We start from the raw sequence: 17,530 nt of genomic DNA, 5'->3' as shown, positions 1-17,530 counted from the left end.
TGTGTGTGAACCCAGGGCGGGAAATCGCCTGAATCCCGCCACCAGCTCACACTGAAAGCCGAGGATTCACACTCGACATTCTGTAGCCCATGCGCACTCCTGAAATATGTTGTGGTCGCGGCACATTCGAGATCGCGCGGACGCTACGCCGATCACAGTTTGTCAGATCCCAGCGAAACGGACCGGCCCCAACGGGGCCGGTCCGATCCAATGTGAGGTTCGATTACTCACAACGTGGCGCGTTACACCTCGATCGTCTGGCTGACGTACGTCTCCCACGTTGCAATCTGGCCAGCCTCGATCAAGGCGGCCTGCATCTCAGGATCGCCCATCAACTCCTGCTGGATCTGGCCGTACCGCGCCCAGTCCTCGGCGGTGGACAGCAGGCCGATGGTGTTGGTCGCCGGACCCCCGACCATGGTCGCCATCACGGTGACGTTCTCGGCGCCGTGCTTGCGGGCTAGGTCAATTGTCTTCTTGAGTTGCTTCTGCACCTCGTCCCACTGGACGCCCGGATTTGGGTGGATTGTTACGAACGAGACGATGGTCATGGTGGTGCCTCCTCAACCGTTGTGGCTGTTTGCCACAGAGCAAGCCAACACCCGAATGCCGCCGAAAGCTAGTGCCAAATTCGCCGAACACCAACCGGTGGCCCTCCGTCGCTGTGCGACGCAACCGGTCAGACCGTCAGCGGTCTACGCGGTCAATTCATTCTCTTTGCATTGAATGCAGTACTCGTCGTTCTGCCTGCGTGTTTCGTGTATCTCGTTGCATTCAGGGCACTGCTGAATGTATTTATGGTTCGGATTGCAATCGGGAGCCATTAATTTTTGTTTCTGTATGAATTTGTTTGCTGAGCTTCTATTCTTGTTAGACAACATTCTAATAGTTTTCCGTGGTGAGTCGTTATATTGGTCTTCAATTAGGGTTTGCTCGGGCTGAACATCGGCGATCTGCGCTGACTAGCAATAGCAGTTCCCCGCATTCGGGCGTTCAATCACTTTCCCATAGCGTTTCCGCCGCCCTGCGGATCTGCCCTCCGCATGTCGGGACGGGGTTGGCGTCAGGTCCCCGAGTTACTGGACCGCGCCGTTGCGGTAATTGATCAGTCTGCGGCCATTCCCAGTGAATATGCCGCGAGTGGCGGTTCGAGGGCGGTCTGAGAATGTGCCCTGTCCTGCTCCCCCGCCTGGACTCGAACCAGGAACCCTTCGGTTAACAGCCGAACGCTCTGCCAATTGAGCTACAGGGGATTAACCCGTCCGCGCGGATCTGCGCAGATCGCTGGACGACTCTAGCGTACTGGCCCGGCCGCACCCAACTAGAAGGACGGCGCAGTCGGGGGATCAACCGCGCGAGCATGCGGCCGCGTGAGGCAGGATGGAGCCATCAATCGTCGGGAAGGAACGCTTTGATCCGGTATGTCGTGGTGCTCGCGCTGGGTTACGTGCTGGGCTCGAAGGCCGGGCGCCGCCGATACGAGCAGATCGCCGGCACCTATCGCGCGCTGACCAGCAGTCCCGTGGCCAAATCGATGATCGAGGGCGGGCGCCGCAAGATCGCTAATCGGATTTCGCCCGACGCCGGGTTTGTGACGCTGACCGAGATCGACGACCAGACGGCGATCGTCGAACGCCCCGTCGAGCGACCGGCCGACGAGGCCCTTACACCGTCAGATCGTCGCCGCTAGCCTGCTCCAGCAGGCTGCGCCGATAGGCCTCCATGGCGACCAGGTCGCCGAACAGCGCGTGATATTCGTCGCCCTGTTCGATGGGCGACATGCGCTGCAATTTGGACTTCACCTCGGCGATCTGCCGGCCCATCCACACCTCCTGCAGGCGAGCCATCACTCCGCCGATATAGCGCGGCAGCTTCTCGTCGTCGACGGCGATGGCCTCGACCCCCAGCTCGTTGATGAGGCCGGCAGTCAGCTCCGACGTGGTCCGCTGGCGCACCGCCTCGATCCACTGCGCCCCGGTGGCGCCCGTCGACGTGCCGCCGGCCGCGTCGATGGCTGCGCGCACGGCCGCGTACCCGGGATGGGTGAAGCTCTCGACGGTCAGCGTGTCGAACACCGGCCCCGCGAACGCCGGGTACTGCAACGCCGCCTTGAGCGCCTCCCGCTGGGGCCACAGTGTTGGGTCACGCGGGTCGGGCCGGGCGGCGGGTTCGGCCGTGGCACGGGGCCGCTGGGCGGCGCGGCGGGGAGCATCGTGTCCGGGGCCGCCGCGCACCGGGGCCTTGGACTTCTTCGCCTCCCCCCGCACCCGGTCGATGACCTGCGCGACATCGTCCCAGCCGACCCAGCCGGCGAGTTGTCGGGCGTACTCGTCGCGCAGCGTCGGGTCCTTGATCCGGCCCACCATGGGCACGCAGCGGCGTAGCGCGGCGACCCGGCCCTCGGCGCTGTCCAAGTCCATCTCGGCGATCGCACTGCGAATCGCGAACTCGAACAACGGGGTTCGCCGCGCGACCAGGTCGCGCAGGGCGCCCTCGCCCGACTTCAGCCGAAGGTCGCAAGGATCCATGCCGTCCGGCGCGACCGCCACGAAGGACTGACCCGCCAGGTTCTGCTCGCCGTCAAAAGCCTTGAGCGCGGCGGCCTTACCGGCCTCGTCGCCGTCGAACACATAGATCAGTTCGCCGCGAAAGAAGCTGTCGTCCATCATGAGCCGGCGCAGCATCGCCAGATGCTCGTCGCCGAACGCGGTGCCGCACGACGCGACCGCGGTGGTCACCCCGGACAGATGCATCGCCATGACGTCGGTGTAGCCCTCGACGACGACCGCCTGGTGCCCCTTGGCGATGTCGCGCTTGGCCAGATCGATGCCGAACATCACCGACGACTTCTTATACAGCTGCGTCTCGGGGGTGTTGATGTACTTGGCTTCCATCGGGTCGTCGTCGAACAGCCGCCGGGCGCCGAAGCCGATCACTTCACCGGCCGACGTGCGGATCGGCCAAAGCAGGCGCCGGTGAAAACGATCCATCGGGCCGCGGCGTCCCTCCCGGGACAGGCCGGCGGCCTCGAGCTCCTTGAACTCAAAACCCTTGCGCTGCAGGTGTTTTGTCAGCGTCTCCCAGCCCGACGGCGCGAATCCGCAGCCGAAGCGACGCGCCGCCTCGGCGTCGAAGTTGCGCTCGGTCAGATACTGGCGGGCCGCTGCCGCCTCGTCGGACTCCAGCGCTGCGGCGTAGAACTCGGCCGCCGCGGCGTTGGCCGCGATCAGCCGGCTGCGGCTGCCGCGATCGCGCTGCACGTTGGTGGCCGCAGCGCCGGTGTAGTTGATCGTGTGCCCGATCCGGTCGGCGAGCAATTCGACGGCCTCGACAAAGCTGACGTGCTCGATCTTCTGGACGAACGCATACACGTCGCCGCCCTCGCCGCAGCCAAAGCAGTGGAAGTGGCCGTGATTTGGGCGCACATGAAACGACGGCGACTTTTCGTTGTGGAACGGGCAGAGGCCCTTCAGCGAGTCGGCGCCGGCGCGCTTCAGCTGGACGTAGTCGCCGACGACATCCTCGATGCGGACCTTTTCGCGGATGGCGGCGATATCGCGATCGGAGATGCGGCCAGCCATCGGCCCAGTCTAAAGCCCCGGCCGAGTCAGCTGGCGGGGCCGATGACGCCGCACGCGACGCGGTCCATGGCCATGTCGGTGCCGTCGGGGCCGTGCAGCATCAGCGCGGTCTTGTTGCCCGCCAGCAGCTGGTCCCGGGTGAACCCATCGGTGGTGGTGACCAGGTAGCCGGAGCCGTCCTGGCGCACCTCGAACGAGGTCAGATCGCCGCTTTCGGGTTTCCCGGTGTGCCCGGGTGCCTGGTAGTGACCGCCGGCGGACAAGAAATTCCCGGGCGCCCCGCCGCTGGGGGCAACCGAGTTCGGCTCGCATTTACCGATCTCGTGGACGTGCAGCCCGTGGAAACCGGGTGAGAGGATTCCGCCGGTAACGGTCTTGACGGTGACGGTCACATAGCCGCCGGTGAAATCGAACGTCGCCGTGGCCACGGAGCGGCCGTCGGGTGCGTTGAGTTGGGCGCTGAGCGACCCGGGAGACGGGCTGGCCGTCGTCGAGGAATCCGATGCACCGCTCTTGACGGGCGGCGTGGTGCCCGGCTGCGTGCTCGCATGCTGAGGCGAATTGCATGCGCTGACGGCCACCACGGGCAGCGACAGCAGGGCGGCAACGGCGGTGAGTTTGGTCATATCGGGAGCCTAGCCCCCGGGGTGTCGTTACGGACTCCCCTGCCGGGCGTCGACGCGTTCCAGGCGGCCTTCGGTGTAGGAGGCGATCTGGTCGACGACGGCCCGCAGCCGGGCACCGTCGTCGGCGGCCGCGCTGAACGCCGAGGCGAAGACCGGATCGAGCGTTCCGGGTGCGCCGGCGTACAGCCATTGCGCCACCCGGTGAATACGTTCGCGCTGCCGAGTCTGCGTGTCGAGATGCCGCGGGTCGGACATGATGAACTGCAGCGCCAGGATTTTCAGCAAGGCCACCTCGGCACGCACCAAATCGGGCACCTGCAGGTCGGCCTGGTAGCGCACCAGCGGCCCGGGCCCGGCCGCCGCACGCGTGGTGGCGATCGCGGCCGAAGCGAAGCGTCCCACCAGCTCACTGGTCAACCGCTTGAGCGCCACCGACGAGGCCAACGTGGCGTCGTATTTGCCGACCGCGGCAACCACGGGCAGCGCGGACAGCCGTCGCGCGGCGGCCCTGAAGTCGTCGGCGCTCACCCGCGAGAATTCGCTCTCCCCCAGCTTGGCCAACGTGGCGGCCTCGTCGTCATCGGCGAGCACGCGCAAATCGATGCGTTGCGACACCACACCGTCCTCGACGTCGTGCACCGAATAGGCGATGTCGTCGGCCCAATCCATCACCTGCGCTTCCAGGCAGGTCCGGCCCGCCGGCGCCTCCCGACGGACCCAGTCCGCCGGCTCGAGGTCCTCGATGTAGAAGCCGAACTTGCCCCGGCCCTTGCGCCGCGTCCACGGATACTTGGTGACCGCGTCCAGGGACGCGCGAGTCAGGTTCAGGCCCACGCTGTGGCCTTGTGCGTCAAGCACTTTGGGTTCGAGGCTGGTCAGGATCCGGAAATTCTGCGCGTTGCCCTCGAAGCCGCCGTATTCGGCGGCGACCTCGTCGAGGGCGTGCTCACCGTTGTGCCCGTAGGGCGGGTGGCCGATGTCGTGGGCCAGACCCGCGAGCTCTACGAGATCGGGGTCGCAGCCCAGGCCGACGGCCATGCCACGGCCGATCTGCGCCACTTCCAGCGAGTGCGTCAGCCGGGTGCGCGGGGTGTCGCCTTCGCGGGGCCCGACGACCTGCGTCTTGTCGGCCAGCCGGCGCAGCGCGGCGCTGTGCAACACGCGGGCACGATCCCGGGCGAAGTCGGTGCGGTGTTGCTGGCCTTCGGTACCCGGCAAACCCGCGGTCTTCGGCGCTTCGGGTACCCGTCGTTGACGGTCGAAGTCGTCGTAGGGGTCTTGCTGATTCGTGGTCACCGAGGCACAGTCTGCCAGTATGCGCACGGCTCGCCCGTTCTGTGTGATGGTGGCGATCCTCGCGGCCGGGCTGCTGCTGGCTCCATCGGCCGGCGCGCAACCGCCGTTTCGGCTGCCGGGGTACGTCACCGACAACGCCGCGGCCCTGTCCGATTCCGGTCGCGCCGCGGTGACGTCGGCCGCTGACAAGCTCTACGCCGATCGCCACATCCGACTGTGGGTGGTCTACGTCGGCGACTTCTCCGGACAGAGCGCGGAGGACTGGGCGAAGCGGACCTATAGCGCGAGCGACCTCGGGGACTACGACGCGCTGCTGGCGGTGGCCACGACCGGCCGGGCATACGCCTTCCTGGTGCCGTCCGCGATCAGGGGCATCAACGCGGGCCAGGTGGATAACCTGCGGCGCAACCGGATCGAACCCGCGCTGCACGCCGGCGACTGGAGCGGCGCGGCGGTCGCCGCGGCCAACGGGCTCGACACGGCGCCCCGATCGTCGGGCCGGGTGGTCCTGCTGGTGTCGCTGGGCGTCGTCGCCGTCGCGGTGGTGGTCCTGCTGTTGGTCACGCGATATCGCACCCGGCGACGCCGCGCCGCCGCGCTGGCCGCGGCGCGAAAAGTCGACCCGACCGACGCGAATGCGTTGGCCGCCGTGCCGTTGGACACCCTCGACGACCTGTCCCGGTCCATGGTGGTGGACGTCGACAACGCGCTGCGCACGAGCTGCAACGAACTCGCGCTTGCTGTCGAAGAATTCGGCGATGAGCGCACCGAACCGTTCACGCGGGCGGTGAACAACGCCAAAACGGCTCTGTCCCAAGGGTTCACCGTGCGCCAGCAGCTGGATGACGACACACCGGAGACACCGGTGCAGCGTCGCGAACTGCTCACTCGCGTGATCGTGTCGGCGGCGCGCGCCGACCGTGAGCTGGAGTCGCAGACCGAGGCGTTCGAGAAACTGCGGGATTTGGTGATCAACGCCGCGTCGCGGCTCGACGCGCTGACCCAACAGGTCGTCGAGCTCACCGCCCGCATCGGCCCGGCCGAGCAGCGGCTGACCGAGCTGCACAACGAATTCGACCCCGCCGCACTGACTTCGGTTGCCGGGAATGTGACGACCGCCAAGGAGCGGCTGGCGTTCGCCGACCGCAACATCGGGGCGGCTCGGGCTCTCGCCGACCGGCCCGTGAGCGGACAGCAGGGCGGCTTGGTGGACGCCTTCCGAGCCGCCGAGTCGGCGCTCGGCCAGGCGCGGTCGCTGCTCGACGCAATCGACAGCGCGGCCGGCGACATCCGCCATGCCGTCGACGAGCTGCCGTCGGTCATGGCCGACATTCAAGCGGGCATCGAGCGCGCCAACGAGCACTTGCAAAACCAGAACCCCAAGAGCGAGCTGCGTGCGGCGCGCGACGCGGCCGTCAGCGCCGTCGACAGTGCGCGCGGTGGCACCGATCCGCTGGGCGCTTTCGCCCGGCTGGGCAAGGCCGACGCCGAGCTCAATCGGCTATTGGCGGTCCTGGCCGAGGAGCGGGCGAGCGCCGCGCGCCTCAACCGATCACTCGAGCAGGCCTTGTTCACCGCGGAGTCGCGGGTGCGCGGCGTCTCCGAATACATCGACACCCGCCGCGGCAGCGTCGGGCCCGAGGCCCGGACCCGGCTGGCCGAAGCCAGACGGCACCTCGCCGCCGCGCACGAGCAGGCGGCCGATCCGGCCGGGGCGATCGCCCACGCCAATGCCGCCTCGACGCTGGCCGCCACCGCGCAGTCGTTGGCGAACGCCGATGTGCAGTCGGCGCAGCGCGCTTACACCCGCCGCAGGGGCGACGACACCGGCGCACTGCTGGGCGGAATCATCGTCGGCGACCTCCTCAGCGGCGCGATGAGGGGAGGATTCGGCGGATGGAGACCCACGTCGTTCGGCGGCAGCGCGCGCGCATCCGGCGGCTTTATGGGTGGCGGCGGCCGTTTCTAGGCGTGTTGGCCGTCAACCGGCCGCGGGAGAATGCGGCACCACACCCTTGGGCCGCGCCATCTTGAAGTGGGGTTCGGCCTCGTCGGTAGCCGGCTCGGCATTGCCGCCGTCGCCGACCTTGTGGTCGGCATCGGCGCCCTCTTCGGCTTTCGGCGCCCAGTGGTCGTAATCGTCCGGCGGAACGGCCACGCCCCAACTCATCGGAACCGACAAGCGACCGAGCAAGCCCGACTCGCCGCGTTGCGCCAGCACCGCATCGTCCGGCAGCGGGGTCCCAAGAGGCAATAGCACGATGCCCCCTTTCGCACAAGCACATTTATCGTAGGCCAGTCCCGAGCTCGATATCCGGAATTGACCGATCCCTATCCGACCCCGGTCCGGGGCACCACCGTGGGCCTCGTCGGCACCACATGCGGACTCGCCCGGTCCGTCTTGCCGGGCATACCGTTGACACCCACGGGCATCGGCGACATCGGTGTTCCGGCCGCAGGGGCGACCTCGGCCGCCTCGGCCGCCGCGGCGCTCGGCAACCCGGCACCCAGCCCGGACGTCACCGGGGTGGCCATGCGCATCGGCATCGACCCCGGCCACGTCGACGGCACCGATATCGCCCCCACCAACCGCGCATTACCCAGCCCGGCGCCAACCGGCCCCAGGCCGGTAGTGGCGCCGCTCAGCACACTGATTGGGGGAACGCTCGAACCGACGAACTGGGGAACCGCAGCCATCCCGGTGGTCGCGGAACTGGCCAACCCCGCGCCGTTTGCGACCTGCGCCAGGCTCATCATCGGCGACGCAACCATGCTCGCCGGAACCATCCCCACCTGCGCCACCTGCGCCACCGACGCCAACGACGTCAGCGGCACCGCCGACAACGTCGTCGGAAGCTGAGTCACGGCATTGATGAGCACAGCGGGAATGCCCGCTATGAAGGTCTGGACCTGGCCGGCCAATCCCGCCAATCCCCCGACCGGAAGCAGGCCCGACAACCAGGACACGAACGAGGACAAGAACGAGGTCAGGATGTTCCCCAACCCGGCGCCCAGCCCGGCCAGGCCCGCCGGGGGCGCGCTGAACGACGGCAACGTGGCCGCCACCGACATCGCCCCGGCGTGGTACCCCGTCATCGCGGCCACATCCTGAGCCCACATCTCCATGTACTCGAGCTCGGTCGCCGCAATCGCCGCGGTGTTCTGACCGAAAAAGTTCGTCGCGATCAGCAACAGCAACAGCGCCCGGTTCGCCGCCACCGCGGCCGGGGGCACGGTGCCCGCCTGCGCGGTCTCGAACGCCGCCGCGGCCGCGAAGGCCTGGGCGGACGCCGCCTCGGCTTGTGTCGCGGCCGCGTTCAGCCACGTCACATACGGCACCGCCGCGGCCGCCATTGACAGCGACGCCGGACCGGTCCACGGTCCGCCGGTCAACCCCGAGACGACCGAATCGAACGACGCCGCCGCCCCCGCCAGATCCGCCGCCAATGCGTCCCAGGCCGTGGCCGACGCGAGCAGGGGCCCCGGACCCGCGCCAGCAAACATCAGCGCCGAGTTGATCTCCGGTGGCAACCAGGGGAAGAACATCACAACCTCAACACGTGCACCGCATCAACGCCCTTGCACACAGCTCGACACCCACCCGTGGCAACTAGACACATGTGAAACCCGCCACAGGTGATCGTAAGCCAACCCGACGGCGAAATGGCTGGACTTTCGCCAATTAATTGCGGATTAGCTGCCCTTGAGCCGCACCGCCAGGTAATCGGCGACGGCGTCCATCGCAATGCGCTCCTGTGTCATGTCGTCGCGCGCTCGAACGGTAACGGCGTTGTCCTCGAGTGAGTCGAAATCCACCGTCACGCAGAAAGGCGTGCCGACCTCGTCCTGGCGGCGGTAACGGCGCCCGATGGCACCGGCGTCGTCGAAATCGATATTCCAGCTTTTGCGCAATTCAGCGGCCAAGTCACGCGCCTTGGGACTCAAGTCGGCGTGCCGAGACAGCGGCAGCACCGCGGCCTTGATCGGTGCCAGCCGCGGGTCCAGGCGCAGCACGGTCCGCTTGTCCATCCCGCCTTTGGCGTTCGGGGCTTCGTCCTCGGTGTAGGAGTCGATCAGAAACGCCATGAACGACCGGGTCAGGCCCGCGGCCGGTTCGATGACGTACGGCGTGTACCGGGTATCGGTGACCTGGTCGTAGAACGACAGATCGGCGCCGGAATGTTGTGCGTGCGTTGATAAGTCGAAGTCGGTTCGGTTGGCCACGCCTTCCAGCTCGCCCCACGGATTGCCGACGAATCCGAACTTGTATTCGATGTCGACGGTGCGATCGGAGTAATGCGACAACTTGTCCTTGGGGTGTTCGAATAGGCGCAGATTGTCCGGATTTATGCCGAGGTCGACATACCACTGCAGGCGGGTGTCGATCCAATATTGATGCCAGTCCGGCGCGGTCGACGGCTCGACGAAGAACTCCATCTCCATCTGCTCGAACTCGCGGGTGCGGAAGATGAAGTTGCCCGGGGTGATTTCGTTGCGGAAGCTCTTACCGATCTGACCGATGCCGAACGGCGGCTTGCGCCTGGCGGTGGTCACCACGTTGGCAAAGTTGATGAAGATGCCCTGGGCGGTCTCGGGACGCAGGTAGTGCAGGCCCTCCTCGGTCTCGATGGGCCCGAGATGCGTCTTGAGCATCATGTTGAACTCGCGGGGCTCGGTCCACTGGCCCTTGGTGCCGCAGTCCGGGCAGACGATCTCGGTCATCGGCACCGATTCGGGGTCGTCGATCCCCTTCTTCGCCGCGTAGGCCTCCTGCATGTGGTCCTGACGGTGCCGGTGGTGGCAGTTCAGGCACTCGACCAGCGGGTCGTGGAACACCTCGACGTGGCCGGAGGCCACCCAGACCTGCCGCGGCAGGATGATCGACGAATCGATTCCGACCACGTCGTCGCGGCCGGTGACCACCGACCGCCACCACTGCCGTTTGATGTTCTCCTTGAGTTCCACGCCCAGCGGCCCGTAGTCCCACGCCGATTTTGTGCCGCCGTAGATCTCGCCCGAAGGGAAGACGAAGCCGCGCCGTTTGGCCAGGTTGACTACGGTGTCGATGACGGACGCCACGGGGTGGTGCACTCCCTTTCCGGGTCGGGCGGACGCGTGCGGCGATCAACCGCCGCGCGCAAAACATCAGTCATGGTATCGACCAGCCCCGCGGTCTTTGACATGCATCATCATGCATGTGACAGTGGAGGAAGCCTATCGCCCTTCCACCGGCAGGCGCTCCTACGACCCGGGACCTCTCGAGGTGATGACTCTCCCATGGTGATGTCCTCCTCAACGCCGACGGCGGCCGACGGCTCGTCGTCGACCGCTGATCTCGGCGCGGTTGCCCATGGGCACACCGAATTCGGCGACTACCCCGTGCCGCCACCGCGGGAGATCCTCGATGCCGCCGGCGAGCTGCTACGTGCGCTGGCCGCACCGGTGCGGATCGCGATCGTGCTACAACTGCGCCAATCCCAGCGCTGCGTCCACGAACTGGTCGACGCGCTTGGGGTGCCGCAGCCGCTGGTGAGCCAGCATCTGAAGATCCTCAAAGCCGCGGGCGTGGTCGCCGGGGAGCGATCCGGTCGCGAAGTGCTCTACCGCCTGGCCGACCACCACCTCGCGCACATCGTCGTCGACGCCGTCGCGCACGCGAGCGAGGACACGCAGTGACGGGAGCGACCGTTCGGTCCACCCGTCAACGGGCGGCGATTTCCACGCTGTTGGAGACGCTCGACGAATTCCGCTCGGCCCAGGAGCTGCACGACGAGCTGCGCCGCCGCGGCGAAAACATAGGGCTGACCACCGTGTACCGGACGCTGCAGTCGATGGCGGCGGCCGGACTGGTCGACACCCTGCGCACCGATACCGGCGAGTCCGTCTACCGCAGGTGCTCGGAGCATCATCACCACCACCTGGTCTGCCGCGGCTGTGGTACCACCGTCGAGGTGGGCGACCACGAGGTCGAGGAGTGGGCCGCGCAGGTGGCCGCCAAGCATGGCTTCTCCGAGGTCAGCCACACCATCGAAATCTTCGGCACCTGCTCGGAGTGCCGCTCTTAAAAAAGTTCGGCAAAAAAGTGTCCGCCACGCGTCCGCCGCGTGCTCCTACCCATGAGTGGCCCAAGGGCCGAGACATGACCTCAAGGGAAGTGAGAACACGATGCGGAACCAGCTATCGCCCCACTTGCGGCCGGTGCGCGACGTCGAGACGCCGTCACTGCAGTTCCGGACGATCCATGGCTACCGCCGCGCCTTCCGGATCGCGGGGTCGGGACCGGCTCTGCTGCTGATCCACGGCGTCGGCGACAAATCCGCGTCGTGGGGCCCGGTGCACGCCAAGCTTGCGCAACGGTTCACGGTCGTCGCGCCGGACCTGCTGGGCCACGGCGAGTCCGACAAGCCACGCGCCGACTACTCGTTGGCGGCCTTCGCGAACGGCATGCGCGACCTCCTCGCCGTGCTCGGTATCGACCGCGTCACCGTCGTCGGCCATTCGTTCGGTGGCGGCGTCGCGGCGCAATTCGCCTATCAGTATCCCCAGCTGGTGGAGCGCATCGTGCTGGTGAGTGCCGGCGGCGTCGCGCAGGACGTGAGCTTCGCGTTGCGGTTGGCGGCGAGCCCGATGGGCAGCGAAGCGCTGGCCATGGTGCGCTTGCCGGGCGCGCTGCCTGTCATGCGGGTCGTTGGCCGCGCCATTCAAACCCTGTTGGGTTCCACCAAATTCGGGCGCGACGCCGTCGATACCGTGAACCTGCTCGAGGGCTTCCAGGACCCCGCCGCGCTGGCGGCGTTCGCACGCACCCTGCGATCGGTGGTGGACAGCCGCGGGCAGTTCGTCACCATGTTGGATCGCAGCTACCTCATGCAAACCGTTCCGGTGCAGATCATTTGGGGCGAAGACGACTTGATCATCCCGGTGGACCATGCTCACACGGCCCACGCGGCGATGCCCGGTTCGCGCCTGGAGATTTTCGAAAAGTCCGGACACCAGCCGCATCACGACCATCCCGACCGCTTCGTCGAGGTTGTCGAACGGTTCATCGACACGACCCGGCCGGCGTACCACGACCAAGAACTGCTGGGCACGCTGCTGCGAAGCGGCGCTTTCGAAGATGTCGCGCCCACCGCGGCGGCGGTGTCCTAGGCCGTCAGCGAGCGCCGTATCTCGGCGCCGGTATCCAACACGAGCAGGATCAGGGTGCGCAGCGCGTCGTCGGCCAAGCCCGCGCCGGGAAAGTTGTACCGCAGCATCACATCCGCGGTCTTCGCCGCGCCCTTGCCGGAGTTGCGCTGCACCGCCTTGTCGCTGACCTTCTGGACGAGGGTCACGGTGCCGAAGTTGCTGTCGTGCGCCTGCTTGGCCACCAGATCGCTGACCTTCTTGGTCAACGGCAGGTCCCACACCAGGATCTGGGTCAGCGACACCAGGTCGAGGCCCTCGGCGATGTTCACCACCCGCAGCGACGCGAACGTGCCGTCGTGGTGAACCGTCAGTGCGCCGTCGGCTTCGTCCTCGACGGGCAGCACGTCGCGGAGGATGGACGCCAGGCGCTCCTGCAGTGATGGCATTACGCGCTCCCGAACCGTCGGTTGCGTTCCGCGTATTCCTCGCAGGCGGCCCACAAGTCGCGGCGGTCATAATCGGGCCACAGCTTGTCTTGAAAGATGTACTCCGCATAGGCGGCCTGCCACAACATGAAATTGCTGGACCGCTGTTCACCCGAAGTCCGCAGGAAAAGATCCACATCGGGGATGTCGGGCCGCTGCATGTGACGCGAGATCGTCGCCTCGCTGATCCGCTCGGGATTCAGCCTGCCCGCCTGCACCAGTCGTGCTATTTCCCTTGTCGCATCGGCGATTTCGGCGCGACCGCCGTAGTTCACGCAGTAGTTGACCGTGATGACGTCGTTGCTGCGCGTCATGGCCTCCGCGATCTCCAATTCGTTGATGACGCTGCGCCACAGCCGTGGCCGCGAACCCACCCAACGGATCCGCACCCCGATCGTGTTGAGGTTCACGCGGCGCATGCGTACCACGTCGCGGTTGAATCCCATCAGGAAGCGGACTTCCTCGGGGGAACGCTTCCAGTTCTCGGTGGAGAAGGCATACAGGCTGAGCCATTTGATGCCGAGTTCGATGGCACCGCAGACGATGTCGATCACGACGGCCTCACCCGCCTTATGGCCGTCGGTGCGGTTCAGCCCGCGTTGGGTTGCCCAACGGCCGTTGCCGTCCATCACGATGGCGACGTGATTGGGCAATCGGTCGGCCTCGATCCTGGGCGCGGCCGCCTTCGAGACATGCTGCGGTGGCCGGCACGGGCCGCCGTCGGCGGCGGGTGGCAGCTCCGGGAAGACAACCGGCCATGTCGACTTGTCGGGAAAGGTCGGGTAGTCGTGGGGCGCGGGGGGCAGCTGCGGGAAGTCGCTGAACTTGTGCTTGCGCTCGGCCGTTCGCCGGGACCCGGTGACCCGGTACTTAACCACAGGCCTCATCCTGCCCGATCAGCGCCGCGCGCCGTTCGGCGATCTGCCTGTCGATTTGATAGTTGCGCTCCACCAGAGGCAACGTTTTGAGCTGCCGCTCCAGATGCCATTGCAGGTGCGCAGCGACCAATCCGCTGGCATAGCTTCGATGGGATTGCGGCGCCGCCTGGGCGGCCTCCCAATCGCCGTCGTGCAGCGCGGACATCAGGTCCAGGACGCCCAGTGGCGGTGTGGTGGCACCGGCCGGGCGACACTGCGGGCAAATGCTGCCTCCGGCGGCGATGTGAAATGCCCGATGCGGGCCCGGGGTGGCGCACCGGGCGCACTCAGTCAGCGCCGGTGCCCATCCGGCGATGCCCATGGCGCGCAGCAGATAGGCGTCCAAAAGCAGGTCACGGGGACGGCGTCCGTCGGCCACCGCCCGCAGCGCGCTCACGGTTAGCCGGTGCAGGGCCGGGGCGGGGGCCCGCTCCTCACCGGCGAGGCGCTCGGCGGTTTCCAGCATCGCGCATCCGCAGGTGTATCGGCCGTAGTCGCTGACGATGTCGGTGGCGAACGCGTCGATGGAAACGACCTGGGTGACGATGTCGAGGTTGCGCCCGGGGTGCAGCTGCGCATCGATGTGCGCGAAGGGCTCCAGCCGTGCGCCGAATTTGCTGCGGGTGCGCCGCACTCCCTTGGCCACCGCGCGAACCAGCCCGTGATCGCGTGTCAATAGGGTCACGATCCGGTCGGCTTCGCCGAGCTTGTGCTGGCGCAGCACAACAGCCCGGTCTCGATACAGCCGCATCACAATAGTTTTGCACCCCGCCGCGACATTGCGGGGATCCGCGCCGTTAGTCTCGTACCCCGTGGTCGGCGCTTCTGAGTCCGTTTCCGGGTCCGCTTACGGGTCCCGCAGCCAGCGCCTGCCCACGCTGACCGACCTGCTCTATCAGCTTGCCAGCCGCTCGGTGACGTCCGTCACATTGGTGCGCCGCGCCCTGCACGCCATCGATCTCAGTCAGTCCACCCTCAACGCGTTCCGCGTGGTACTCACCGAGTCGGCGCTGGCCGACGCCGCCGAGGCCGATCGGCGGCGGGCCGCCGGCGACACCGCACCATTGCTGGGCATCCCGATCGCGGTGAAGGACGACGTCGACGTTGCCGGGGTGCCGACCGCCTTCGGTACCGAGGGGTATGTGCCCCCGGCCACCCACGACGCCGAGGTGGTGCGCCGCCTGAAGGCGGCCGGCGCGGTGATCGTCGGCAAGACGAACACCTGTGAACTGGGCCAGTGGCCGTTCACCAGCGGACCGGGGTTCGGACACACCCGCAACCCCTGGTCGCGGCGGCACACCCCGGGCGGGTCGTCCGGCGGCAGCGCAGCCGCGGTGGCCGCGGGACTCGTCACCGCAGCTATCGGCTCCGACGGCGCCGGCAGCATCCGGATCCCCGCCGCGTGGACCCACCTGGTGGGCATCAAGCCGCAGCGCGGCCGGATCTCGACGTGGCCGTTGCCGGAGGCGTTCAACGGCATCACGGTCAACGGCGTACTGGCGCGCACCGTGGCCGATGCCGCGCTGGTGCTCGACGCCGCGTCCGGAAACGTCGACGGCGACCGGCACAAGCCGCCCCCGATCAAGGCGTCGGACTACGTCGGGATCGCGCCCGGTCCGCTGAACATCGCGGTGTCAACCCGGTTCCCTTACACCGCTTTTCGGCCCAAGTTGCATCCCGACATCCTGGCCGCGACCCGGAGCGTGGCCAGGCAACTCGAGCTGCTGGGCCACAGCGTGCAGACCGGCAACCCCGACTACGGGCTGCGGTTGTCGTGGGACTTTCTCGCCCGGTCCACGGCGGGTCTTCGGGATTGGGAAGAACGGCTGGGCGACGGCGTCAACTGGGACCCCCGCACCCTGGCCAACATGCGGATGGGCCATGTGCTGGGTCAGGCGATCCTGCGCAGCGCGCGCCTCCATGAGGCCGCGGCCCAGCGCCGGGTGGGGTCGATCTTCGACATCGTCGACGTGGTGCTGGCCCCGACGACCGCGCAGCCGCCCCCGTTGGCGCGCGCGTTCGACCGGTTGAGCGGCTGGGGCACCGACCGCGCCATGATCGCGGCGTGCCCGCTGACCTGGCCGTGGAACGTGCTGGGCTGGCCGTCGATCAACGTGCCCGCGGGGTTCACCTCCGACGGCCTGCCGATCGGTGTGCAGCTGATGGGCCCGGCCAACAGCGAGGGCATGCTGATCTCACTCGCGGCCGAGCTGGAGGCCGTCTGCGGATGGGCGAGCAAGCAACCCACGGTGTGGTGGCAGCACGGGTCGGCGTCACACGATTGAGCGGCGCTAAAACCCAAGCCGGCCAAGCTGTTTGGGGTCGCTCTGCCAGTTCTTGGCGACCTTGACCCGCAGGTCGAGATAGATCTTCGTCCCGAGCAGCTTCTCGATCTGACCGCGCGCGGCGGTGCCCACCTCCCGCAACCGGGCGCCGCCCTTGCCGATGACGATGCCCTTCTGGCTGTCCCGCTCGACGTAGAGCAGCGCGTGCACATCGATCAGGTCGTCACGATCCTCGCGGGGGTTGACCTCGTCAATCACCACGGCCAACGAATGCGGTAGCTCATCGCGAACTCCTTCGAGGGCGGCCTCGCGGATCAGCTCGGCCATCAGAACCTCTTCGGGTTCGTCGGTCAATTCCCCGTCGGGGTAGTAGGCCGGGCCGACCGGTAGCGCGGCGGCCAGCACGTCGGTCAGGACGTCGACCTGGGCGCCGGTCGCCGCCGACACCGGGACGATCTCGGCCGAACCGTCGACCAGTTCGCTGACCGCGACGAGCTGCGCGGCCGCCCTGTCCCTGGGCACTTTGTCGATCTTGGTGACGATGACGACGAGTGTGGTCTTCGGCGCGACCGAACGAATCTGCTCGACGATCCAGCGATCTCCCGGGCCGATCCCCTCGTCGGCCGGGATGCACAGCCCGATGACGTCGACCTCGGCGTAGGTGTCGCGGACCAGGTCGTTGAGCCGCTTGCCCAGCAGCGTGCGCGGCCGGTGCAAGCCCGGGGTGTCGACCAGAACGATCTGGAAGTTGTCGCGGTGCACGATGCCGCGAATGGTGTGGCGGGTGGTCTGCGGCCGCTTCGAGGTGATCGCCACCTTGGTGCCGACCAGAGCGTTCGTCAGCGTCGACTTGCCGGTGTTCGGCCTGCCGACCAAACACACGAAACCGGAATGGAATTCAGTCATGGGCGAGCGCGCACACCCGTCACAAGACGTTCCCGTCGCGATCGGTGAGGATGACCACCGCCGTCGGGGACAATTCGCGGACCGCGGCGATGCCGGGATCGTCGGCCGACGCTGCCACCAGCACCGCGGCCTCCAGGCCGGTCGCCCCGCTGGATGCCGCGGCGGCCACCGCGGCCTGCAGACCGGTCAGCCGCAACGTCGACAAGCTCACCGGCGCGGCCGCGTATGTGCGGCCATCGACGTCGCGCACGGCGGCGGCGCCGTCAGCCTCGAAGACGTGCTGGAAGAAATCGTCGGGGAGATCGC

18 protein-coding genes and 1 tRNA gene are annotated in these 17,530 nt (G+C 67.4%); 6 read left to right on the top strand and 13 right to left on the bottom strand.

What is annotated here, in order from left to right; genetic code table 11:
- Nucleotides 1–242: 242 nt before the first annotated feature.
- Nucleotides 243–551: a hypothetical protein gene (locus A5745_RS23550; RefSeq protein ID WP_076119333.1), complete on the bottom strand. Its 309-nt coding sequence runs from the start codon at nt 549–551 to the stop codon at nt 243–245.
- A gap of 629 nt (nt 552–1,180) precedes the next feature.
- Nucleotides 1,181–1,253: transfer RNA gene (locus tag A5745_RS23545), tRNA-Asn, on the bottom strand.
- A 158-nt stretch (nt 1,254–1,411) separates the two neighbouring features.
- Between A5745_RS23545 and A5745_RS23540 the strand changes: the two genes are divergently transcribed.
- Complete coding sequence (locus A5745_RS23540; protein WP_076119331.1) at nt 1,412–1,690, top strand: hypothetical protein; 279 nt, start codon at nt 1,412–1,414, stop codon at nt 1,688–1,690.
- Here A5745_RS23540 and dnaG read toward each other — a convergent pair.
- Genes dnaG through A5745_RS23525 form a run of 3 tightly spaced genes read right to left on the bottom strand, consistent with a single transcriptional unit; the run spans nt 1,665 to nt 5,503 of the window.
- A complete protein-coding gene (gene dnaG / locus A5745_RS23535) occupies nt 1,665–3,581 on the bottom strand; it encodes a DNA primase (RefSeq protein WP_076119329.1) in 1,917 nt (638 codons plus the stop codon). The two genes, A5745_RS23540 and dnaG, sit on opposite strands and share 26 nt — an antisense overlap.
- A 26-nt stretch (nt 3,582–3,607) precedes the next feature.
- Nucleotides 3,608–4,207 carry a superoxide dismutase family protein gene (locus tag A5745_RS23530; RefSeq protein ID WP_076119327.1) on the bottom strand — a complete coding sequence of 200 codons (600 nt, stop codon included), beginning with the start codon at nt 4,205–4,207 and terminating at the stop codon, nt 3,608–3,610.
- Between the two features lie 27 nt (nt 4,208–4,234).
- Entirely contained in the window at nt 4,235–5,503 is a 1,269-nt protein-coding gene (locus A5745_RS23525; RefSeq protein ID WP_076119339.1) for a deoxyguanosinetriphosphate triphosphohydrolase, read from the bottom strand.
- Between the two features lie 19 nt (nt 5,504–5,522).
- On the opposite strand from A5745_RS23525, the gene A5745_RS23520 reads away from it, so the two are divergent.
- Nucleotides 5,523–7,472 (top strand): TPM domain-containing protein, encoded by a 1,950-nt coding sequence (locus A5745_RS23520; protein ID WP_076119325.1) that lies wholly within the window; start codon nt 5,523–5,525, stop codon nt 7,470–7,472.
- A gap of 12 nt (nt 7,473–7,484) precedes the next feature.
- Here the strand turns inward: A5745_RS23520 and A5745_RS23515 are convergent, their stop codons facing one another.
- From A5745_RS23515 to A5745_RS23505, 3 genes are all read right to left on the bottom strand, one after another.
- Entirely contained in the window at nt 7,485–7,763 is a 279-nt protein-coding gene (locus tag A5745_RS23515) for a hypothetical protein (protein WP_175879874.1), read from the bottom strand.
- A 71-nt stretch (nt 7,764–7,834) separates the two neighbouring features.
- Nucleotides 7,835–9,049: a PPE family protein gene (locus A5745_RS23510; RefSeq protein WP_076119322.1), complete on the bottom strand. Its 1,215-nt coding sequence runs from the start codon at nt 9,047–9,049 to the stop codon at nt 7,835–7,837.
- Between the two features lie 147 nt (nt 9,050–9,196).
- Nucleotides 9,197–10,594 (bottom strand): glycine--tRNA ligase, encoded by a 1,398-nt coding sequence (locus A5745_RS23505; RefSeq protein WP_170874572.1) that lies wholly within the window; start codon nt 10,592–10,594, stop codon nt 9,197–9,199.
- A 186-nt stretch (nt 10,595–10,780) separates the two neighbouring features.
- On the opposite strand from A5745_RS23505, the gene A5745_RS23500 reads away from it, so the two are divergent.
- From A5745_RS23500 to A5745_RS23490, 3 genes are all read left to right on the top strand, one after another.
- Complete coding sequence (locus tag A5745_RS23500) at nt 10,781–11,179, top strand: metalloregulator ArsR/SmtB family transcription factor (protein WP_076119320.1); 399 nt, start codon at nt 10,781–10,783, stop codon at nt 11,177–11,179.
- Entirely contained in the window at nt 11,176–11,568 is a 393-nt protein-coding gene (locus A5745_RS23495; protein WP_076064677.1) for a Fur family transcriptional regulator, read from the top strand. The genes A5745_RS23500 and A5745_RS23495 overlap by 4 nt, the downstream gene beginning before the upstream one ends.
- A 100-nt stretch (nt 11,569–11,668) precedes the next feature.
- The gene (locus tag A5745_RS23490) at nt 11,669–12,652 is read left to right on the top strand and encodes an alpha/beta fold hydrolase (protein ID WP_076119318.1); all 984 of its coding nucleotides are present in this window, start codon (nt 11,669–11,671) and stop codon (nt 12,650–12,652) included.
- On the opposite strand, the gene A5745_RS23485 is transcribed toward A5745_RS23490, so the two are convergent.
- The 3 genes from A5745_RS23485 to recO are packed head-to-tail and all read right to left on the bottom strand — an operon-like array spanning nt 12,649 to nt 14,784.
- A complete protein-coding gene (locus A5745_RS23485; protein WP_076119316.1) occupies nt 12,649–13,077 on the bottom strand; it encodes a hypothetical protein in 429 nt (142 codons plus the stop codon). The two genes, A5745_RS23490 and A5745_RS23485, sit on opposite strands and share 4 nt — an antisense overlap.
- On the bottom strand, nt 13,077–14,003 hold the full coding sequence (locus A5745_RS23480) for a decaprenyl diphosphate synthase (protein ID WP_076119314.1): 927 nt from the start codon (nt 14,001–14,003) through the stop codon (nt 13,077–13,079). The genes A5745_RS23485 and A5745_RS23480 overlap by 1 nt, the downstream gene beginning before the upstream one ends.
- Nucleotides 13,987–14,784, bottom strand: a complete 798-nt coding sequence (recO, locus tag A5745_RS23475) for a DNA repair protein RecO (protein ID WP_076064673.1) — start codon at nt 14,782–14,784, stop codon at nt 13,987–13,989. The genes A5745_RS23480 and recO overlap by 17 nt, the downstream gene beginning before the upstream one ends.
- A 61-nt stretch (nt 14,785–14,845) precedes the next feature.
- On the opposite strand from recO, the gene A5745_RS23470 reads away from it, so the two are divergent.
- Complete coding sequence (locus tag A5745_RS23470; RefSeq protein ID WP_076119312.1) at nt 14,846–16,318, top strand: amidase; 1,473 nt, start codon at nt 14,846–14,848, stop codon at nt 16,316–16,318.
- A 6-nt stretch (nt 16,319–16,324) separates the two neighbouring features.
- Here A5745_RS23470 and era read toward each other — a convergent pair whose 3' ends face one another.
- Both era and A5745_RS23460 read right to left on the bottom strand, forming a co-directional pair.
- Nucleotides 16,325–17,224 (bottom strand): GTPase Era, encoded by a 900-nt coding sequence (gene era, locus A5745_RS23465; RefSeq protein ID WP_076119310.1) that lies wholly within the window; start codon nt 17,222–17,224, stop codon nt 16,325–16,327.
- Between the two features lie 19 nt (nt 17,225–17,243).
- Nucleotides 17,244–17,530, bottom strand: a 287-nt coding sequence (locus A5745_RS23460; protein WP_139329774.1) for a hypothetical protein, incomplete at its 5' end; no start/stop codon positions are given.

It is taken from the genome of Mycobacterium sp. IS-2888, from assembly GCF_001954215.1.
GTDB lineage: Bacteria > Actinomycetota > Actinomycetes > Mycobacteriales > Mycobacteriaceae > Mycobacterium.
The sequence above is the reverse complement of the archived record's forward strand: the minus strand, read 5'-3'. Positions and strand labels throughout refer to the sequence as shown.